Origin of the sequence: Nocardia canadensis, assembly GCF_032656385.1 — a bacterium.
Lineage (GTDB): Bacteria > Actinomycetota > Actinomycetes > Mycobacteriales > Mycobacteriaceae > Nocardia > Nocardia canadensis.
This window is the reverse complement of sequence record NZ_JAVCWB010000010.1, coordinates 938,894-955,485: the sequence shown is the minus strand read 5'-3', so window position 1 is coordinate 955,485 and position 16,592 is coordinate 938,894. Positions and strand designations below refer to the sequence as shown.

Here is a 16,592-nt window from a genome sequence, read left to right as displayed (position 1 = left end):
GGGCCGGCGTCGCGCTGGCCAACCGGGCGCTCGTGGCCGTGGAGAACTGCGACCGGAGCCTTTTCGGGCCGCCGGGCGGGCGTCGGCGGCTTCGCCGGTGCCCAGCGCACGTTGCGCGACGGCACGCCGTAGGCGCAGGTCGGCGGCCGTCGGGCCCGGTTGTCGGCGGGCGCTGTCATGATGGTGCCCGTGCCAGCACTCGATCTCACCGCCCTCGACCCGGAACAGGCCGCCGCGGTGCGGGCGCCACGAGGCCCGGTGTGCGTGCTAGCCGGCGCGGGGACCGGCAAGACCAGGACGATCACCCACCGCATCGCGCATCTGATCGCGGGCGGGCACGTGAAGGCCGACCAGGTGCTGGCGGTGACCTTCACCGCCAGGGCGGCGGGGGAGATGCGCAACCGGCTGCGCTCGATGGGGCTCGGCGGCGACGCCGGACAGGTCCAGGCCCGCACCTTCCACGCCGCCGCGCTGCGGCAGTTGCGGTACTTCTGGCCGCAGGTCGTCGGTGACGTGCCGTGGCGCCTGCTCGACAGCAAGTTCCCGGTGGTGTCGCAGGCCGCGCACCGCGCCGGCCTGGGAACCTCGACCGAACTGATCCGCGACCTGCTCAGCGAGATCGAATGGGCCAAGGCCTCGCTGATCGCGCCGGAGGACTATCCCGCCGCCGCGGCCAGGCACCATCGGGACGCGCCGGTCGAGGTCACCAGGGTGGCCCAGGTCTACGCGGGCTACGAATCGATGAAGACCTCCGCCGACGGTCTGCTGCTGGACTTCGACGATCTGCTGCTGCACACCGCCGCCGCGCTCGAGGACTACCCGGCCGTCGCCGACGAATTCCGCGGCCGCTACCGCAGTTTCGTGGTCGACGAATACCAGGACGTCACCCCGCTACAGCAGCGGGTGCTCGACGCCTGGCTCGGCGAACGCGACGACCTCACCGTCGTCGGCGACGCCAACCAGACCATCTACTCCTTCACCGGCGCCACCCCGAACTACCTGCTCGACTTCTCCCGTCGCTTCCCCGACGCCACCGTCATCCGGCTCGAACGCGACTACCGCTCCACCCCGCAGGTGGTATCGCTGGCCAACCGGGTGATCGGCGCCGCGCGCGGGCGCATCGCCGGGACCAGGCTGGCCCTGATCGGCCAGCGGCCCGACGGTCCCGAACCCGAGTTCGCCGAATATCCCGACGTGCCCGCCGAGGCGGCGGCCGTCGCGGGCCGGATCAAGAAGCTGATCGCGGCGGGCACCCCGGCCGCCGAGATCGCCGTGCTCTACCGGATCAACGCCCAGTCCGAACCGTTCGAGCAGGCACTGAGCGCGCGCGACATCCCGTTCCAGGTGCGCGGCGGCGAGGGTTTCTTCCAGCGCCAGGAGGTGCGCCAGGCGGTGCAGGCGCTGCGGCAGGCCGACGCGCGCGACGACCTGCCCGACGAGTCGCGCAGCGGCGCCGAGCTGATCACACTGGTCCGCGCCGTGCTCGCCCCGGTCGGGCTCACCGCCGAGGAACCGGCGGGCGCGCAGGCCAAGGAACGCTGGTCCTCGCTGCTGGCGCTGGTGCAGCTCACCGAGGAACTGGTCGGCCACGACGAGGAGATCGACCTCACCGGACTGCTGCGCGAGCTCGCGACCAGGGCCGAGGCGAAGCATCCGCCGACCGTCGACGGCGTCACCCTGGCCTCACTGCACGCGGCCAAGGGCCTGGAGTGGGACGCCGTGTTCCTGGTCGGCGTCGCCGACGGCACCCTGCCGATCCAGCACGTCCTCGGCGACGACGGCAGTCCGTCCGATCAGGCGGCGCTCGAAGAGGAACGCAGGCTGCTCTACGTCGGCGTCACCCGGGCGCGCGAACACCTCGCCGTGTCCTGGGCGCTGGCCCGCACCGAGGGCGGCAGGCGGGTGCGCAGGCGCTCGCGGTTCCTCAACGGCCTTGTTCCCGACGACTCGCCCGCCTCCCGCATCGCCGCCACCGCGACCGGCCCGAAGGACGCCGACGGCAAGCGCCCGCTGTGCCGGGTCTGCGCGAAACCGCTGATCGGCACCTACGCCACCATGCTGGGCCGCTGTCGCCGCTGCCCGGCCGAACTCGACCCCCAGCTCTTGGACGCGCTCAAGGAGTGGCGGGCCGAGAAGGCCGAGGTCTTGCGGGTGCGCGACTTCGTGGTCTTCACCGACACGACGCTCACCGCGATCGCCGAGCAGCTGCCCGCCGACGACGCGGCCCTGGCCGCGATCGCCGGCATCGGCGCGAAGAAGATCGAGCAGTACGGCGCGGATGTGCTCGCCATCGTCGCGTCCCGAATGCGGGCCACGACACAAAACCGCAGGTAGAAAATAGGTTGTTCGGTTCTCGATCATTGCCTATGGTGGAGAACACGCACCGAGAGTGATCTCGGCGCGAGTTTCTATCAGCACACGAGTTCAGGAGGGAGGCAGTCAGATGAACAGCAACACCACGTTCGACGCGATGGGCAATCGCGTCCTGGTGAACGCATCCATGGTGTCGGCCTCCCGGGGGGTCCTCGCTCTGCAGGGGACCGGTCTGTCCGGCGTCGATACCAAAGCTGTGCCGATGACTGTCGTCCATCAGCACACCCCGATTCGTCTCCAGGACAAGCCCAGCGTGGGTTGGCAGCCGGCGGCCTTCGAGGCACCGGCAGCTCCGGCCGTTGAATTCGGATACGCACCCGAGTTCGCCGGCGCAATCCGCCTCCGTGTCCACCCAGCGACCGTGATCAGGTCTCGGCAGAAATGTCGAACTAGGTAGGGAACTCCTCCCAGACCTCCTGGCCACGGATCGCGAGAAGCGAAATCCGTGGCCTTTTTCATTCGGCTCTTCAGCCGTTGGCACCGGGTTCGCACACCGAACGAACAACCGCTGCAAACGAGCTGAAGGAGAACGACGTGTTCACCGCCCAGGAATGGCCGACGGCCACTGCTGACGTGACATGCCGAAACGTGGCGTCCCTGCCCTGCCGGGCCGGAAACCCTGATCTGTGGTTCGCCGAGAGCCCGAACGACCTCGAGCAGGCCAAGCAACTGTGCGCGTCCTGCCCGATCCGTAAGGGCTGCCTGACCGCGGCCATCGACCGCGCCGAGCCGTGGGGTGTCTGGGGTGGCGAGATCTTCGACCAGGGTGTCGTGATCGCCCGCAAGCGCCCGCGTGGCCGTCCGCGCAAGGTCGCGATCCCGGCATGAACCCCGGAAAAGGCCTGTACCGCAAACGAACCGCTCACCGAGTCCTGGTGAGCGGTTCGTTTGTCATCGGCGGCCGGTACGTGTGACCGTGCGGTCGTCGGCGACAGCGACGACCAGGGTGGTGGTGTCCGGGGAGTGCGCCCACCACCGGTGGGTGACGCCGGCCCCGCGTGACGGACTAGGAGGCGCGTTCGGCGCGGAAACCCGGGACCCAGGTGCGAACCAGGTTCATGAACCCGAGTTCCGCGTCGAGCTGGGCCAGGATGCCGACCGAACCGCCGAGCACCCGGAAGATCGTCAGGTATTCGGCCGGAAGCTGCAGGGCACGCGCGGTCTTCATCTCCGGGCTGGTGAACTCCGAGGCCTTGCCCGCGACCCGCTGCATCCAGGAACGGGTGAAGTGGAAGGTGTCGGTGCGGATCGGGTCGCTGAACGGGCGAAGGTACGCCTCGATCTCCTCGTGGGTGACCGTGCGGCCCGGGATCACCCAGCCGTGCTCGTAGAGCAGTTCGGTGAGCGCGGCGTGGTCCTCCGCGACGGCCAGGGCGAGCATCCGCCCCAGGATCTCGGGGAAGCCGTCCGGCATCGGCGCGCAGGCGCCGAAATCGAGCACGGCCAGCCTGCCGTCGGTGAGCACCAGGAAGTTGCCAGGGTGCGGGTCGCCGTGCAGCAGGCCCACTCGCTCCGGGGAGGAGAAATGGAAGGTGCCCATCAGCTCGGCGATCCGGTTGCGCTGCGCCCGTGTGCCTTCCGGGTCGGCCGCGCCCGCGGCGATGAGCGCGGAGACGGGGGTGCCGTCGAGCCATTCGGTGACGATCACCTTCGGGGCGCCTGCCACCACCCGCGGCACCACGATCTGCGGGTGGCCCTCGAAGGCGGCGGCGAAACGGCGCTGGTTGGCGGCCTCGATGCGGTAGTCGAGCTCCTCCTCGGTGCGCTCGGTGATCTCGGCCAGCAGCGGCTTCACATCGGCGCCGGGGATGACCGAGGACAGCAGGCCGGTCATTCGCGACAAGGTCTTCAGATCGGCGCGCAGCGCCTCGTCGGCGCCGGGGTACTGCACCTTCACTGCGACGGCGCGCCCGTCCGACCACACCGCCCGGTGTACCTGGCCGATGCTGGCCGAAGCGGCGGGGGTGTCGTCGAAGGACTGGAAGCGCTCGCGCCACTTGGTGCCCAGCTGCTGGTCCAGCACCCGGTGCACCGTCTCGGCAGGCATCGGCGGTGCGGCGGCCTGCAGCTTGGTGAGCGCCTCGCGATAGTGCTCGCCGAACTCCTCCGGGACCGCGGCCTCCATCACGCTCAGCGCCTGGCCGAACTTCATCGCCCCGCCCTTGAGCTCGCCGAGCACGGTGAACAGCTGCTCGGCGGCCTTCTGGTTCAACGTGGCGTTGATCTGCTGCTTGTCACCACCCACGAGCTTCTTGCCGAAGCCGACGGCGGCTCGTCCGGCGATGCCGAGCGGAATTTTGGCCAACTTGGCATTGCGGCTGGAACTGCGGCGCACGATCTCGGACACGCTACCCATCATGGCCGAACTTGCCGGTGGTGTGCCATAAGAATGCTCACACCGCACTGTGGGAGCCCTCATAGGCCCGTTCCCGGCTCGGTCGTGGACAGGGTGCGGCAGCCGCAGTCCGGATGCGGTGGCCAGGGGCGTCGCTGCACCTCGTGGGTGTCGAGATTGAGTTCCATGGTGGCGTCGAGCGTGCCCGGATCCTGGCGGGGTGAACAGGCGACGATGGTCTCCAACTCGCCCAGTGCGAGGGCGGTGGTCGCCGCGATCCCGGCCGGTGAGGCGTGCCCGGTGCGGCCGAGCAGCTGCGCCGCCAGGTGCGGCCAGTCGGCGTCGAACCCGGTGCGGGTCAGATCGGCGCAGCGCAGGCAGCTGGTCTCGCCCGGCAGCACGAGTGGACCGACCACGCCGATACCGTCCCGGATCCGGACCTGCAGGTGCGGTATTCGGCGCAGCACCAGGTCCACCGACAGCCGTGGATCGACCATCAGCGCGTCGGTGAGCACCACCAGATTGCCGCCGGCCCCGACCGCCGTGCCCGGGCGGTACTCCCGCGAGCGGGTCGGCCGGATGCCCATGCGCCGCAACCCGATCGTCACCGCGTCCGACAGCGGCCCGAGACCGTGCACGGTGACACCGCGCACCGTGCCCTGTTTGCGCTCCGGTTGCAGCAGCAGCCCGGCCTCGTCGATCGCGCTGACGAGTGCGACCGTACGCGCCGGCGCGATGCCGAATTCACCGGCGCGCCAGACGATCTGGGGTAGCGATTGCAGGCCGTCGAGCAGGCGCAGGAACGCGAGGACGGTGCCGGTGTCGAGCTCGGTGGTCTCGAGCAGCAGCGCTCGTTCCGGGTCCCACCCCAGCTGCACGGTCCCGGAGGGCCGAACCAGGGTGATCACCCGCGGGTGCAACATCGGTCCGCGCAGTGGCGCCGTGGTCGTCATGGCGCAAGTATCGGCGCGGGCCCGGGTCCGACGGTGCGCGAAAAGTGCGGTTATCCACAGGCTTTCGGCGTGTCGTGCTCGGACGGTCAGCCTGTGGACAACTCGTGTCCGGCCGGTCGTGACGGCGTTTTTGGGCGGGTGTCACCCCGGAAACCGTGTCGCGCCACCATGATCCGCAGATTTTTCGGCGGTCGTGGTGGCGCGTCGGCTCAGCTCAGGACTGGTCGGTGTCGGGATCGGTCTTGCCGCGCTCGGCCTCGTCGCGTTCGCGCGCCTCGGTCTCGGCCAGCTGGGCCAGCGGATCGTCGAAAGCGCCGGTGCCGCCGCCGATCACGGAGTCGATGAAGCCGGCGGGGGAGTCCAGGTCGCTGGAGTCGGGCAGCAGGTCGGGGTGCGCCCACACGCCGTCACGGCGGTCCATGCCCACATCGGTGGTGAGACGGCGCCACAGCGCGGCGGCCTCGCGGACCTTGCGCGGACGCAGTTCCAGGCCGACCAGGGTGGCGAAGGTCTGCTCGGCGGGTCCGCCGGTCGCGCGGCGGCGGCGCAGCGTCTCCGAGAGCGCGCTCGCGCCGGGCAGTCGCTCGCCGACGGCGTCGGTGACCACCACGTCGACCCAGCCCTCGATCAGCGCGAGCAGGGTCTCCAGGCGCTCGAGCGCCTGCTTCTGCTCGGGGGTGGTCTGCGGCTCGAAGGTGCCCTGCGAGAGCAGTTCCTCGAGCTTGGACGGATCGCTCAGCGACATCGGGTCGATGTTCTGCGCGGCTTCCTCCAGCGCGGAGAAGTCCATCTTGATGCCGCGCGCGTAGTCCTCCACCGCGCCGAGCACCTGCTGACGCAGCCACGGCACGTGCGCGAACAGTCGCTGGTGGGCGGCCTCCCTGGCCGCCAGGAAGACCATGATCTCGCTTTCGGGCTGCTCGAGGCCCTCGCTGAACGCCGAGATCGCTGTCGGCAGCAGCGCGGCGGTACCGGCCGGGCCCAGCGGCAGACCGATATCGGTGGAGGTCAGCACCTCCTTGGCCAGCTGGCCGAGGGCCTGACCGAGCTGGGAACCGAACGCCAGCCCGCCCATCTGCCCGAGCATGCCGACCATCGGCCCGGCGAACTGCTTGGCCTCCTCGGGCAGCTGCGCGGTCCACATGCCCGAGATCTGCTCGGCCACCGGATCGCACAGGCGCTTCCAGGTCGGCAGGGTCTCTTCGATCCAGTCGTTGGCCGTCCAGGCGACGGTTTTGCTCGCGCCCGCGGGCAGCACGGTGGCGCCGTCGAGCCACAGCTCGGCCAGGTGCGCCGCGTCGGTCACCGCGGAGGTCGTCTTCGCCGCGATCGGGGCGACGGTGGCGCCGAGTTGCTGGCGGGCCAGGCGCTTGGCCACGTCGTAGTTGACCGGCCCGGCCTGCGCGCCGCCGGGGCCGCCCGCCTGGCCCATGCCGCTGATCATCTGCCCGAGCTGGGTCAGCATCTGTCCCAGCTGCGACGGGTCGAAGCCGCCCGCGCCCGCAGCTCCGAACCCGAACGGATCGTTTCCGCCGGGGCCGTTCGCCTCGTCGCGACGCTTGCCCGATTCGTCGTCGTCGCGGTTCGAGAAGCCGAAGGGGAGATCGCTCATACCTCATACGTTACGCGGACACCAGGGGGCCACGGTGTTCGCGCATCGCGAAATCGATGGCACCGGGTACCCGGCAAAAGCGTGCCACTCCCGTCGGTCACGGCCGGTGATCACTACTGTGGTCCGAGTGAATCGTCGGATCCTCACCCTGATCGTGGCCCTGGTACCCGTGCTCGTCCTCGGTGTGGTCGGCAGCGTGGTCACCGTGCCGTTCGTCGCGCTCGGACCCGGGCCGACCTTCGACACCCTCGGCGAGGTCGAGGGCAAGCAGGTGGTCGACGTCACGGGCGCGCCGCTGGATCCGACGAGCGGGCACCTCAATATGACCACGGTGTCCGTCCGCGACGGACTCAACCTGTTCGAGGCGTTCGGCTTCTGGGTCAGCGGCGAGCACGGACTGGTCCCACGCGCGGAGGTGTACCCGCCCGGGGTGTCGCGCGAGGAGGTCGACAAGTCCAATCAGCAGGACTTCAAGGACTCCGAGAGCAACGCCGAGGTCGCCGCGCTGCACTACCTGAAGATGCCGACGGTCGTGCTGGTGCGCGGACTCGGGGACGAGGGCCCGGCCAAGGACGTGCTGCAGGTCGGCGACGAGCTGATCAGCATCGACGGCACGCCGATCACCGCGCCCAAGGACGTCGTCGACCTGGTCTCCACCAAGGGCCCCGGCACCACCATCACCGTCGTCTACCGCCGCGGTGACGCCCAGCAGACCACGCCGATCACCCTCGCGCCTCGTCCCGACGACTCGACGAAGGGCTACCTCGGCATCACGCCGGGGGAGGGCGGCCGCCCGCCGCTGCAGGTCGAGTTCAACCTCGCCGACATCGGCGGACCCTCGGCCGGGCTGATGTTCAGCCTGGCGCTGATCGACAAGCTCTCGCCCGGTGAGCTCAACGGCGGCCGGTTCGTCGCCGGGACCGGCACCATCGACCAGGAGGGCAAGGTCGGTCCGATCGGCGGCATCCAGTACAAGATGATCGCCGCCCGGGAGGCGGGTGCCGAGACGTTCCTGGTCCCGGCCGACAACTGCAACGAGGCCAGGCAGCGCGCCCCGGAGGGGCTGCGCCTGGTGAAGGTCGACACGCTCGACAGCGCGGTGACCTCGCTGGCCGACATCGACGCCGGCCGCGAGGCCGTCAGCTGCGGCTGATCACTCCAGCGTGTGGTGCAGGGCCTCGACCAGGCCCGGCGCCAGATTCGGGTAAGTGCGCAGGTCGAGGTCGCCGAAACCGTCGTCGTCCTCGGGGCGGATCTGCAGCAGGCACAGCGAGGTGCCCTGGCGCAGCACGCCGGCGATGAGCCGCGCGTCCCGGCGGCCGGGATGGGCGTGCGCCGCGGCGCGCCCGGCCGCGTCGGCGGCTTCATCGTCGGCCAGCAGCGGAACGAGCGCCTCGTCGAGGTCGCTCTCGGCGTCGGGCGGGAGCACCACGATCTCCTGGACCAGCACGCAGCCCTCGACGGCGGGCGGCCAGGTGGTGGTCGCGAGGAATTCGTCGAGCGCCATCGACCCGCCGGTGATGTCGTCGGGAAAGGCTTCCTGCGCGATCGGGGTGAGTTCGCTGCCGTCGTCGAGCTGATCCTGGAGATCGGGTTCGGCCGCGGCGAGGTCGGCGGTCGGCACCAGGGCGAACATCTGCGGCGGGTTACCCCAGCCCTCGGCGTCGGCGAACTCGACGACCTCGCGCACACAACGGGCGAGGACGACTTCGGCGTGCTGGTCATCGGTCACCCGCCCATCCAATCATTTTCGGCCCAGGCGCTTGCACGGTGTCCGATTTCCGTAGAGTGGGCGCCAACGGTCCGGCAACGGACCATCCGCAACATCGGACTGCGGTGCTGCGCCGATCAGCGGCGCGGTTGCCGCCGGACCCTTGGAGAGTGGCACCGTGGGCATGCGGCCCCCCACCGGTTTACCTTCGTTGTCCCGACGCAGCCGAGTGCTGCTGGTGACAGCAGTCGTCCTCGCGGCGTTACTGCTGCTCGGGCCCCGGCTCACCGACGCCTACACCAACTGGTTGTGGTTCGGCGAGGTCGGCTATCGCAGTGTGTATCTGGGTGTGCTGCGCACGCGGTTGCTCCTGTTCGTCGTGGTCGCGTTGTTCGTCGGCCTGGTGGTCTGGGCCGCGCTGCTGCTGGCCTACCGGTCGCGGCCGGTCTTCGTGCCCGTCGCCGGGCCCAACGATCCGATCGCGCGCTACCGCACCACCGTGATGGGCAGGCTGCGGCTGTTCGGCATCGGCATCCCGGTGCTGCTGGGTCTGCTGTCGGGACTGGTGGCGCAGTCGAACTGGGCGACCGTGCAGCTGTTCCTGCACGGTGGTGAGTTCGGCCAGCAGGACCCGCAGTTCCATCTCGACATCGGCTTCTACACCTTCGATCTGCCGTTCTACCGGATGGTGCTGAACTGGCTGTTCGTCGCCGTGGTGATCGCCTTCTTCGCGAACCTGGTGACCCACTACGTCTTCGGCGGCCTGCGCCTGGCCGGTCGCGAGGGCACGCTGACCCGGGCCGCGCGCGTGCAGCTGGCCGTGATCGCCGGTATCTTCGTGCTGCTCAAGGCGGTCGCGTACTGGTTCGACCGCTACGACCTGTTGTCGAGCACCCGCAAGGAGCCGACCTTCGGCGGTCCGTCGTTCACCGACATCAACGCGGTGCTGCCGGCCAAGCTGATCCTGCTCTCGATCGCGGTGATCTGCGCGATCGCGTTCTTCGCCGGCATCGTGCTGCGCGATCTGCGGGTGCCCGCGATGGCGGCCGCCCTGCTGGTGCTCTCGTCGATCCTGGTCGGCGCGGTGTGGCCGATGGTGGTCGAGCAGTTCTCGGTGCGCCCGAACGCCGCCGACAAGGAGAGCCCGTACATCGAGCGCAACATCATGGCGACGCGCCAGGCGTACGGCATCACCGACGACAGGGTCGAATACCAGGACTATCAGGGCGAGAGCAAGAAGAGCCCGCTCGAGGTTCCCGCGGACGCGGCCACCATCGGCAACGCCCGCCTGCTCGACCCGAACATCCTCTCGCCCACGTTCACCCAGCTCCAGCAGCGGAAGAACTTCTACGGCTTCCCCGAGTCGCTCGACATCGACCGATACACCCTCAACGGCGACACCCAGGACTACATCGTCGCCGCGCGTGAGCTGCATCCGGCCGCGCTCTCGGGCAACCAGAAGGACTGGATCAACCAGCACACCGTCTACACCCACGGCAACGGTTTCGTCGCCGCGCCGGCCAACCGGGTGAACAAGCCGCAGTCCGACGCGCCGAGCGTGGTGGGCGGCAGCGATTCCGGCTATCCGCTGTTCATGGTGAGCGATCTGTTCACCAAGATGGACGATCAGCAGATCAAGGTCGAGCAGCCGCGGATCTACTACGGCGAGCTGATCGCCCAGACCGATCCCGACTACGCGATCGTCGGCACCGCCGAGGGCCAGGCCCCTCGCGAATACGACTCCGACCAGGCCTCCTACACCTATGAGGGCAGCGGCGGCGTGCCGATCGGCAACTGGTTCAACCGGCTGGCCTTCGCCGCCAAGTACGCCGAGCGCAACATCCTGTTCTCCTCGGCGATCAGCGACGATTCCAAGATCCTGTTCAACCGTGGTCCGCGTGACCGGGTGCAGAAGGTCGCCCCGTGGCTGACCACCGACGGCAACGCCTACCCGGCGGTCGTCGACAAGCGCATCGTCTGGATCGTCGACGCCTACACCACGCTGGACAAGTACCCCTACGCCCAGTCGACTTCGCTCGACGGCGCGGTCGAGGACAGCATCGACAAGAAGACCGGGCGCGTCATCCCGCGCAAGGAGGTCAGCTACATCCGCAACTCGGTGAAGGCCACCGTCGACGCCTACGACGGCACCGTCACCCTGTACGAGACCGACTCCACCGACCCGGTCCTCAAGGCCTGGCGCGGAGTGTTCCCGAACGCGGTGAAGCCGCAGAGCGAGATCTCGCCGGAGCTGCGGGCGCACTTCCGTTACCCGGAGGATCTGTTCAAGGTCCAGCGCGACATGCTGACCAAGTACCACGTGGACAACCCGCGTGAGTTCTTCACCAACAACGCGTTCTGGTCGGTCCCCAGCGATCCCACGATCGAGGGCGGCACCTTCAACCAGCCGCCGTACTACGTGTTGCTCGGCGATCCGAAGACGAACAAGCCGGTGTTCAACCTGACCTCGGCGATGGTCGGCTACAACCGTCAGTTCCTCTCCGCCTACATCTCGGTGCGCTCCGACCCCGACGGGTACGGCAAGTTCACCGTGCTGCAGTTGCCGGTCGAGACCCAGACCCAGGGTCCGCAGCAGACCCAGAACTCGATGACCACCGCCGACGCGGTGTCTCGTGAGAAGACCCTGCTGTCGAACTCCAACAAGATCCGCTACGGCAATCTGCTCACGCTGCCGGTGGCCGACGGCGGCATCCTCTACGTGGAGCCGTTCTACAACGAACGCAACACCGGATCCTCGACGTTCCCGCAGCTGCTGCGCGTGCTGGTGAGCTACCGCGACGCGGCGGGCAGCGTGAAGGTCGGCTACGCGGCGACGCTGGCCGAGGCGCTCAACCAGGTCATGCCGGGCGCCGGTTCGCTGGCGACGCCGTTCGGCGGCGATCCGGCCGTGAAGCCGAAACCGGGCGTCACGCCGCCGGTGGACCAGGGCACCACCACTCCGCCGAACGGCGGCACGACCCCGCCGCCCGGGACGACGACCCCGCCGGGGTCGACCGCCCAGGAGGCCGCGGCCGCCGAGCTCAGCCGCAAGATCGAGGCGGTGCGCACGGCGATGCGCACGGGCAACTTCACCGATTTCGGTAAGGCGCTCGAGGAACTGGACGCCGCGGTGAAGGCGTACCAGGATGCCGGCGGCCGGTAGTCGTCGGTAGCGAGAGCGAGAAAGGCCCCGCCGGATGGCGGGGCCTTTCTCGTGCAGGGGGAACGGTGGATCAGCCGCCGATCGAGGCGATCAGCGGGGCGCCGGCGTTGAGCAGGTCCTGGTACTGACCGGCGACGCCGTACTGGTCGGCCAGGGCCTGACCCGCGGCCTTGGCCTGGTCGACGGCGTTCTGGACGTCGGTCTTGGTCTGGGCGGGCAGCTCGACCGGGAGCTCCGCGGCGGGCTCCTCGACGGCGGGCTCGGGCTCGGAGGTGCCTGCCTGCAGGTAGCGGCCGCAGTGCGGCCACGCGCCGACACCCTGGCTGGCGAGCACGTTCTCCGCGACGCGGATCTGCTCTTCCTTGCTGGCGTTGTGCGCCGAACCCTGACCGCCGTTGGCGGCCCAGGTGCTCTGCGAGAACTGCAGGCCACCGTAGTAGCCGTTACCGGTGTTGATACCCCAGTTGCCACCGCTCTCGCACTGCGCGACACCGTCCCAGTTGTGGGTCGCGGCGGAGGCGGTGCCGGTGGCCAGGCTGAACGGAACGGCAACCAGGGCGCCGGTGATGGCGGCGACGCCAAGGGCACGGGTGCGGAATTTCCGGGTCTCAGTCATGGGGGAGACGCTAACCAAGAAATCCATGACGATCACATCTTGATAACGAGACAATTGTATGAATGAAATAGCTGTCTTACCAATGTTTACGCTGCATAGCGTGGGGGAATACCTAGATCCCGGTCGGTCTGTTATTGGTCCGTTATGTGCGTGAGATCACGCCGAAATGGTGACCCCGGTCACGCGAATCCGGCTCTCCGCACGCGCCGCTCGTCGAGTCGAGCGAGAATATGACGTCGGTCACAATGTGCGGTTCCGCGCGGCCCGGCAGCTCGTCGAAGATCGCGTGCAGCGCCGGGAAAACCTGCCCTGACCTCACGATTTGGCATCCGCGCTAACCCGTGTGTAATGTTGTATTCACCGACGCGGGGTGGAGCAGCTCGGTAGCTCGCTGGGCTCATAACCCAGAGGTCGCAGGTTCAAATCCTGTCCCCGCTACAAGCGCCTCAGGCCGGAAGATCGAAAGATCTTCCGGCCTGAGGCATTTTCGTCGACTGACTGCGTGGATGCGGCACGCGATCTCCGCGCCTCGCGGTCCTGGCTAGGGGCCGGTAGTCCGGTCCTCAGTCGTCGGATGCGGTAGTGGGCAATCGAACCAGGGTGGAGTCGGTACCGGCGTCGCGCGGGTCTGCCCGATGTGACGGCGGGTCGGGCTCGAGGTAGTGGCCGGCGAGGATCTCGCCGAAGCGGGTTGTCTGGGCGACTATCCCGGCGGGGTCGATGGCGATGGTGCCCGCACGCCACGCGGTCGTCAACTCCACGAAACCGCCGACGGCCATCAGCACGGTGCGGTGGAACTCGTCGTAGTTCACGCCGTTTCGTAGCGACGGCCGCATGCCCGTCGCGAGCATATCGGTGACGAGGAATATCAGGTCGCGGCGACGGCGCTCGAGTACTTCGCTGCCCGCGTGGTCGCCGAACAGGACCTGGGTGCGGCGTTGGTCGGTAGCGAAGCTGGTGACCACGGCTTCGACTGCGCGACGCAGCACTTCGAGCGGTGGTGAACTCCCGCGATCACTGATCGCCGTGGCCAGGGTGGCCGTCGTTTCGTCGCGCACCTGGTCCCATGCCGCGGCAAGCAACGTGTCTCGATCGGCGAAGCTCTCCCGGAAGTATCGATCGTTCAGCCCTGCCCTGGCGCATACGCTGCGCAGGCTCACCGCCGCCCAGCCGCTGTCGGCCCAGATGTCGATGGCGGCGTCGATCAGCTGCTGGCGGCGCGCGGCACGGCGCGCCTGGGCAGTGCGCCCGCCCCAGGTCTGGGAGGTGGTCATGGCTCCATCTTGACAAAGGCGGGCGGCAAGAGAGCTAATTGGTGACGGAGTGTCACCAATTTGGTGGCTGTCACCGGGCCTCCGTCGAACCTTCGCAGCGTCGCGAAAGGACACCACATGCACCACGACATTCGCCGCAGGATTCAACAGCGTGCCGCCGACTTGGCCGACCTGTATCCGTCGAGAACCATGCCGCTCGCCGAGCCACCGGCTGGGAGCGGTCTGCTTCCGGTGCCGGGCAACGCGGGGTTACCTCTGATCGGCCAGTCGTTGCGGGTCTACACCGACCCGCTCGCATGGGCGCGCAGCACCTTCGACAAGTACGGCGAGGTCTCCTGGACGCAGGTGTTCGGCCACCGCGCCGTCTGCGCGCTGGGCCCGGCCGCGCTGGAGACCGTCTGGGCCGACCGGAACAAGGCCTTCTCCAGCGAGAAGGGCTGGGAATTCTGGATCGGGCCGTTCTTTCGACGTGGCATCATGCTGCTCGACTTCGATGAGCACATGTATCACCGGCGCATCATGCAGCAGGCGTTCACGCGGCCTCGACTGATCAGCTACCTCGACCTGATGGGGCCGGGCATCGATCGGGACCTCGCATCGTGGCGGCCCGGCAACGGCTTTCGGCTGTACGACGCCGTCAAGCAGATGATGCTGAACCTGGCGACCGAGGTTTTCGTCGGCGAGGAAATGGGTTCGCGCGCCGAACAGTTGGAGCGCGCGTTCGAGCACACAGTGGTCGGCGGCCAGGCGTTGATCCGGGCACAGGTGCCGGGCGGTACGTGGTCGCGGGGGTTACGTGGCCGCCGGGTCCTCGAGGAGTACTTCCGTGCCCGACTGCCCGCCAAACGCGCCGGGGAGGGGAACGATCTGTTCAGCGTGCTGTGTCGCGCGAGGAGCGAGGACGGGGAGGTGTTCTCCGACGCCGACGTCGTCAACCACATGATCTTCGTCCTGATGGCCGCGCACGACACCACCGCCGTCACGGCCTCCATGCTCACCTATCTGCTCGGCGCCGATCCGCACTGGCAGGAGCGGCTGCGCGCGGAATCGCTCGCGCTGGGGAAAGCCTCGCTCGACTACGACGACCTCGATCGCCTGCCGTCGCTGGATCTCGCGTTCAAGGAAACACTGCGCATGTACGCCCCGGCGGGAATGCTGATTCGCCAGGCGATCGAGGACACCGAGATCCTCGGTCACTACATCCCGGCGGGTACCGACATCCTCCTCGGCGCGTATCCGTCGATGCGGCTGGCGCGGTGGTGGCCGCGACCGGACGAGTTCGACCCGGAACGGTTCGCCGCGGATCGGCGCGAGGACAAGGTGCACCGCTATGCCTGGTCCCCCTTCGGCGGCGGGGCGCACAAGTGTATCGGTCTGTACTTCGGCGGGATGACCGTGAAATCCATCATGCACCGAATGCTGCTTCGATACGAGTGGAGTGTTCCCGTCGGCTATCAGCCACCGTTGACCTGGGGCACCGGGCCCACTCCCGACGACGGCCTGCCGATCGACCTCCGGCCACGGCACGCCCGCGCGACCGAATCGTCCTCGGCCGTATGACGCCCAGGATCAGCGTCGACCGGAACCGATGCGAGGGCCACGCGCTCTGTGTCGCGTTGGCGCCCGACGTCTACGGGACCGACGACGAAGGCAAGGCGACCGTGCTGGGTCCGGTCAGCGAGGACCAACTCGACACCATCCGACTCGCGGTCGACACCTGCCCGGTCGCGGCCCTTCGCTTGGAGGCGCCGCGACCGCCCGCGTACTGACGACCCCCTACGGCGGCCGTTCTCGCCCGGCGCCGCCTCCCATCGGTCGGCCTTACCGTGACTACCGGCATGGCTGCGCGGCCCACGGTGTACGCGTCGAAAAGTGCGCACCGGCAATCGAGCCCGGCCGGGGTCCCCGATTCGGACGGCCGGGAGCCGGTCGACGGCACCGGCGGGTGTGAACAGCATCGTCAGCAAACCGATCCCGGCCGTTCGAGTGGCGGCCGGGAACCCTTGTCGGGCAGGGTGCGTGCCGCACAGTCGAGCCTGCGGGCGGGACGTCGGAAGACCCCCGTCCGTCGGTCACGGCGGGACCGTTCCCGGCGACGTTCGCCGTGGCCGGTGGCGCTGCCACCAGTCCCCGAGTTCCTCGGGTCCGAATCCCGAGGTGCGCAGGGCAATCCGGTAATGATGGGCCGGTGAGGCCCGGCGGAGCGCGAGCGCGGGCGGCCGGTCCGTCGCGCGATCGGCGCGGAACGGTCGAGCGGTACCAGTGCCGGGCAACATTCCAGCCACCGAACACTGCGAAGCGGCTCGGATCGTGGGAAGCTTTGTGAGTAATCAGCGCGATGAACGGGAAGAAACCGGACGGTTGACAAGCTCGAGATACCCCAAATACTGTGCAGTTCAATGAGTCCTGTTCTGCCGTTCGAACCTTTCGAGAGGGATCAGCGCGCCGGTTCGCCCGGCCGAGACGCCCTCAGACCCGCGCCTCGGGCCGCCGGAATGGCGACGTAGCGCGTCAGCTTTCCGGCCGAACGGCCGACTCCAGCCGGGCCCGCACCC

13 protein-coding genes and 1 tRNA gene are annotated in these 16,592 nt (G+C 68.8%); 8 read left to right on the top strand and 6 right to left on the bottom strand.

Going from position 1 to position 16,592, the window contains the following annotated elements; translation table 11 throughout:
- Window positions 1-177 precede the first annotated feature (177 nt).
- The 3 genes from Q7X29_RS27680 (at window position 178) to Q7X29_RS27670 (ending at window position 3,201) form a co-directional block, all read left to right on the top strand.
- Window positions 178-2,334, top strand: a complete 2,157-nt coding sequence (locus Q7X29_RS27680; RefSeq protein WP_218721970.1) for an ATP-dependent DNA helicase UvrD2 — start codon at window positions 178-180, stop codon at window positions 2,332-2,334.
- A 109-nt stretch (window positions 2,335-2,443) separates the two neighbouring features.
- Entirely contained in the window at window positions 2,444-2,770 is a 327-nt protein-coding gene (locus Q7X29_RS27675) for a hypothetical protein (RefSeq protein ID WP_218721969.1), read from the top strand.
- 176 nt (window positions 2,771-2,946) lie between these two features.
- Window positions 2,947-3,201 (top strand): WhiB family transcriptional regulator, encoded by a 255-nt coding sequence (locus tag Q7X29_RS27670; protein ID WP_218721980.1) that lies wholly within the window; start codon window positions 2,947-2,949, stop codon window positions 3,199-3,201.
- A 178-nt stretch (window positions 3,202-3,379) separates the two neighbouring features.
- On the opposite strand, the gene Q7X29_RS27665 is transcribed toward Q7X29_RS27670, so the two are convergent.
- The 3 genes from Q7X29_RS27665 to Q7X29_RS27655 form a co-directional block, all read right to left on the bottom strand.
- Window positions 3,380-4,729, bottom strand: coding sequence for an ABC1 kinase family protein (locus Q7X29_RS27665; protein ID WP_374104927.1), 1,350 nt, complete (start codon window positions 4,727-4,729; stop codon window positions 3,380-3,382).
- Window positions 4,730-4,788: 59 nt separating this feature from the next.
- On the bottom strand, window positions 4,789-5,661 hold the full coding sequence (locus tag Q7X29_RS27660) for a TOMM precursor leader peptide-binding protein (RefSeq protein WP_316575835.1): 873 nt from the start codon (window positions 5,659-5,661) through the stop codon (window positions 4,789-4,791).
- Window positions 5,662-5,875: 214 nt separating this feature from the next.
- Window positions 5,876-7,273, bottom strand: a complete 1,398-nt coding sequence (locus Q7X29_RS27655; protein ID WP_218721966.1) for a zinc-dependent metalloprotease — start codon at window positions 7,271-7,273, stop codon at window positions 5,876-5,878.
- A 127-nt stretch (window positions 7,274-7,400) separates the two neighbouring features.
- Between Q7X29_RS27655 and Q7X29_RS27650 the strand changes: the two genes are divergently transcribed.
- Window positions 7,401-8,426: a YlbL family protein gene (locus tag Q7X29_RS27650; protein WP_218721965.1), complete on the top strand. Its 1,026-nt coding sequence runs from the start codon at window positions 7,401-7,403 to the stop codon at window positions 8,424-8,426.
- Here the strand turns inward: Q7X29_RS27650 and Q7X29_RS27645 are convergent, their stop codons facing one another.
- The gene (locus tag Q7X29_RS27645) at window positions 8,427-9,005 is read right to left on the bottom strand and encodes a PPA1309 family protein (RefSeq protein ID WP_218721964.1); all 579 of its coding nucleotides are present in this window, start codon (window positions 9,003-9,005) and stop codon (window positions 8,427-8,429) included.
- Between the two features lie 157 nt (window positions 9,006-9,162).
- Between Q7X29_RS27645 and Q7X29_RS27640 the strand changes: the two genes are divergently transcribed.
- Window positions 9,163-12,147 carry a UPF0182 family protein gene (locus Q7X29_RS27640; RefSeq protein WP_218721963.1) on the top strand — a complete coding sequence of 995 codons (2,985 nt, stop codon included), beginning with the start codon at window positions 9,163-9,165 and terminating at the stop codon, window positions 12,145-12,147.
- 70 nt (window positions 12,148-12,217) lie between these two features.
- Here the strand turns inward: Q7X29_RS27640 and Q7X29_RS27635 are convergent, their stop codons facing one another.
- On the bottom strand, window positions 12,218-12,763 hold the full coding sequence (locus tag Q7X29_RS27635) for a transglycosylase family protein (protein WP_316575834.1): 546 nt from the start codon (window positions 12,761-12,763) through the stop codon (window positions 12,218-12,220).
- A 364-nt stretch (window positions 12,764-13,127) separates the two neighbouring features.
- Between Q7X29_RS27635 and Q7X29_RS27630 the strand changes: the two genes are divergently transcribed.
- A tRNA-Met gene (locus Q7X29_RS27630) sits at window positions 13,128-13,201 on the top strand.
- A gap of 125 nt (window positions 13,202-13,326) precedes the next feature.
- On the opposite strand, the gene Q7X29_RS27625 is transcribed toward Q7X29_RS27630, so the two are convergent.
- Window positions 13,327-14,037, bottom strand: coding sequence for a TetR/AcrR family transcriptional regulator (locus tag Q7X29_RS27625; protein WP_218721961.1), 711 nt, complete (start codon window positions 14,035-14,037; stop codon window positions 13,327-13,329).
- 117 nt (window positions 14,038-14,154) lie between these two features.
- Between Q7X29_RS27625 and Q7X29_RS27620 the strand changes: the two genes are divergently transcribed.
- Both Q7X29_RS27620 and Q7X29_RS27615 read left to right on the top strand, forming a co-directional pair.
- On the top strand, window positions 14,155-15,597 hold the full coding sequence (locus Q7X29_RS27620; RefSeq protein WP_316575833.1) for a cytochrome P450: 1,443 nt from the start codon (window positions 14,155-14,157) through the stop codon (window positions 15,595-15,597).
- Window positions 15,594-15,806 (top strand): ferredoxin, encoded by a 213-nt coding sequence (locus Q7X29_RS27615; RefSeq protein ID WP_316575832.1) that lies wholly within the window; start codon window positions 15,594-15,596, stop codon window positions 15,804-15,806. Before Q7X29_RS27620 ends, Q7X29_RS27615 begins: the two co-directional genes overlap by 4 nt.
- Window positions 15,807-16,592 lie beyond the last annotated feature (786 nt).

What these genes read in the sequence shown, in the direction of transcription:
- Q7X29_RS27625 (WP_218721961.1), bottom strand. Translation starts at nt 14,037, where the DNA reads ATGACCACCTCCCAGACCTGGGGCGGGCGCACTGCCCAGGCGCGCCGT.
- Q7X29_RS27655 (WP_218721966.1), bottom strand. Translation starts at nt 7,273, where the DNA reads ATGAGCGATCTCCCCTTCGGCTTCTCGAACCGCGACGACGACGAATCG.
- Q7X29_RS27620 (WP_316575833.1), top strand. Translation starts at nt 14,155, where the DNA reads ATGCACCACGACATTCGCCGCAGGATTCAACAGCGTGCCGCCGACTTG.
- Q7X29_RS27635 (WP_316575834.1), bottom strand. Translation starts at nt 12,763, where the DNA reads ATGACTGAGACCCGGAAATTCCGCACCCGTGCCCTTGGCGTCGCCGCC.
- Q7X29_RS27615 (WP_316575832.1), top strand. Translation starts at nt 15,594, where the DNA reads ATGACGCCCAGGATCAGCGTCGACCGGAACCGATGCGAGGGCCACGCG.
- Q7X29_RS27665 (WP_374104927.1), bottom strand. Translation starts at nt 4,729, where the DNA reads ATGGGTAGCGTGTCCGAGATCGTGCGCCGCAGTTCCAGCCGCAATGCC.
- Q7X29_RS27660 (WP_316575835.1), bottom strand. Translation starts at nt 5,661, where the DNA reads ATGACGACCACGGCGCCACTGCGCGGACCGATGTTGCACCCGCGGGTG.
- Q7X29_RS27680 (WP_218721970.1), top strand. Translation starts at nt 178, where the DNA reads ATGATGGTGCCCGTGCCAGCACTCGATCTCACCGCCCTCGACCCGGAA.
- Q7X29_RS27675 (WP_218721969.1), top strand. Translation starts at nt 2,444, where the DNA reads ATGAACAGCAACACCACGTTCGACGCGATGGGCAATCGCGTCCTGGTG.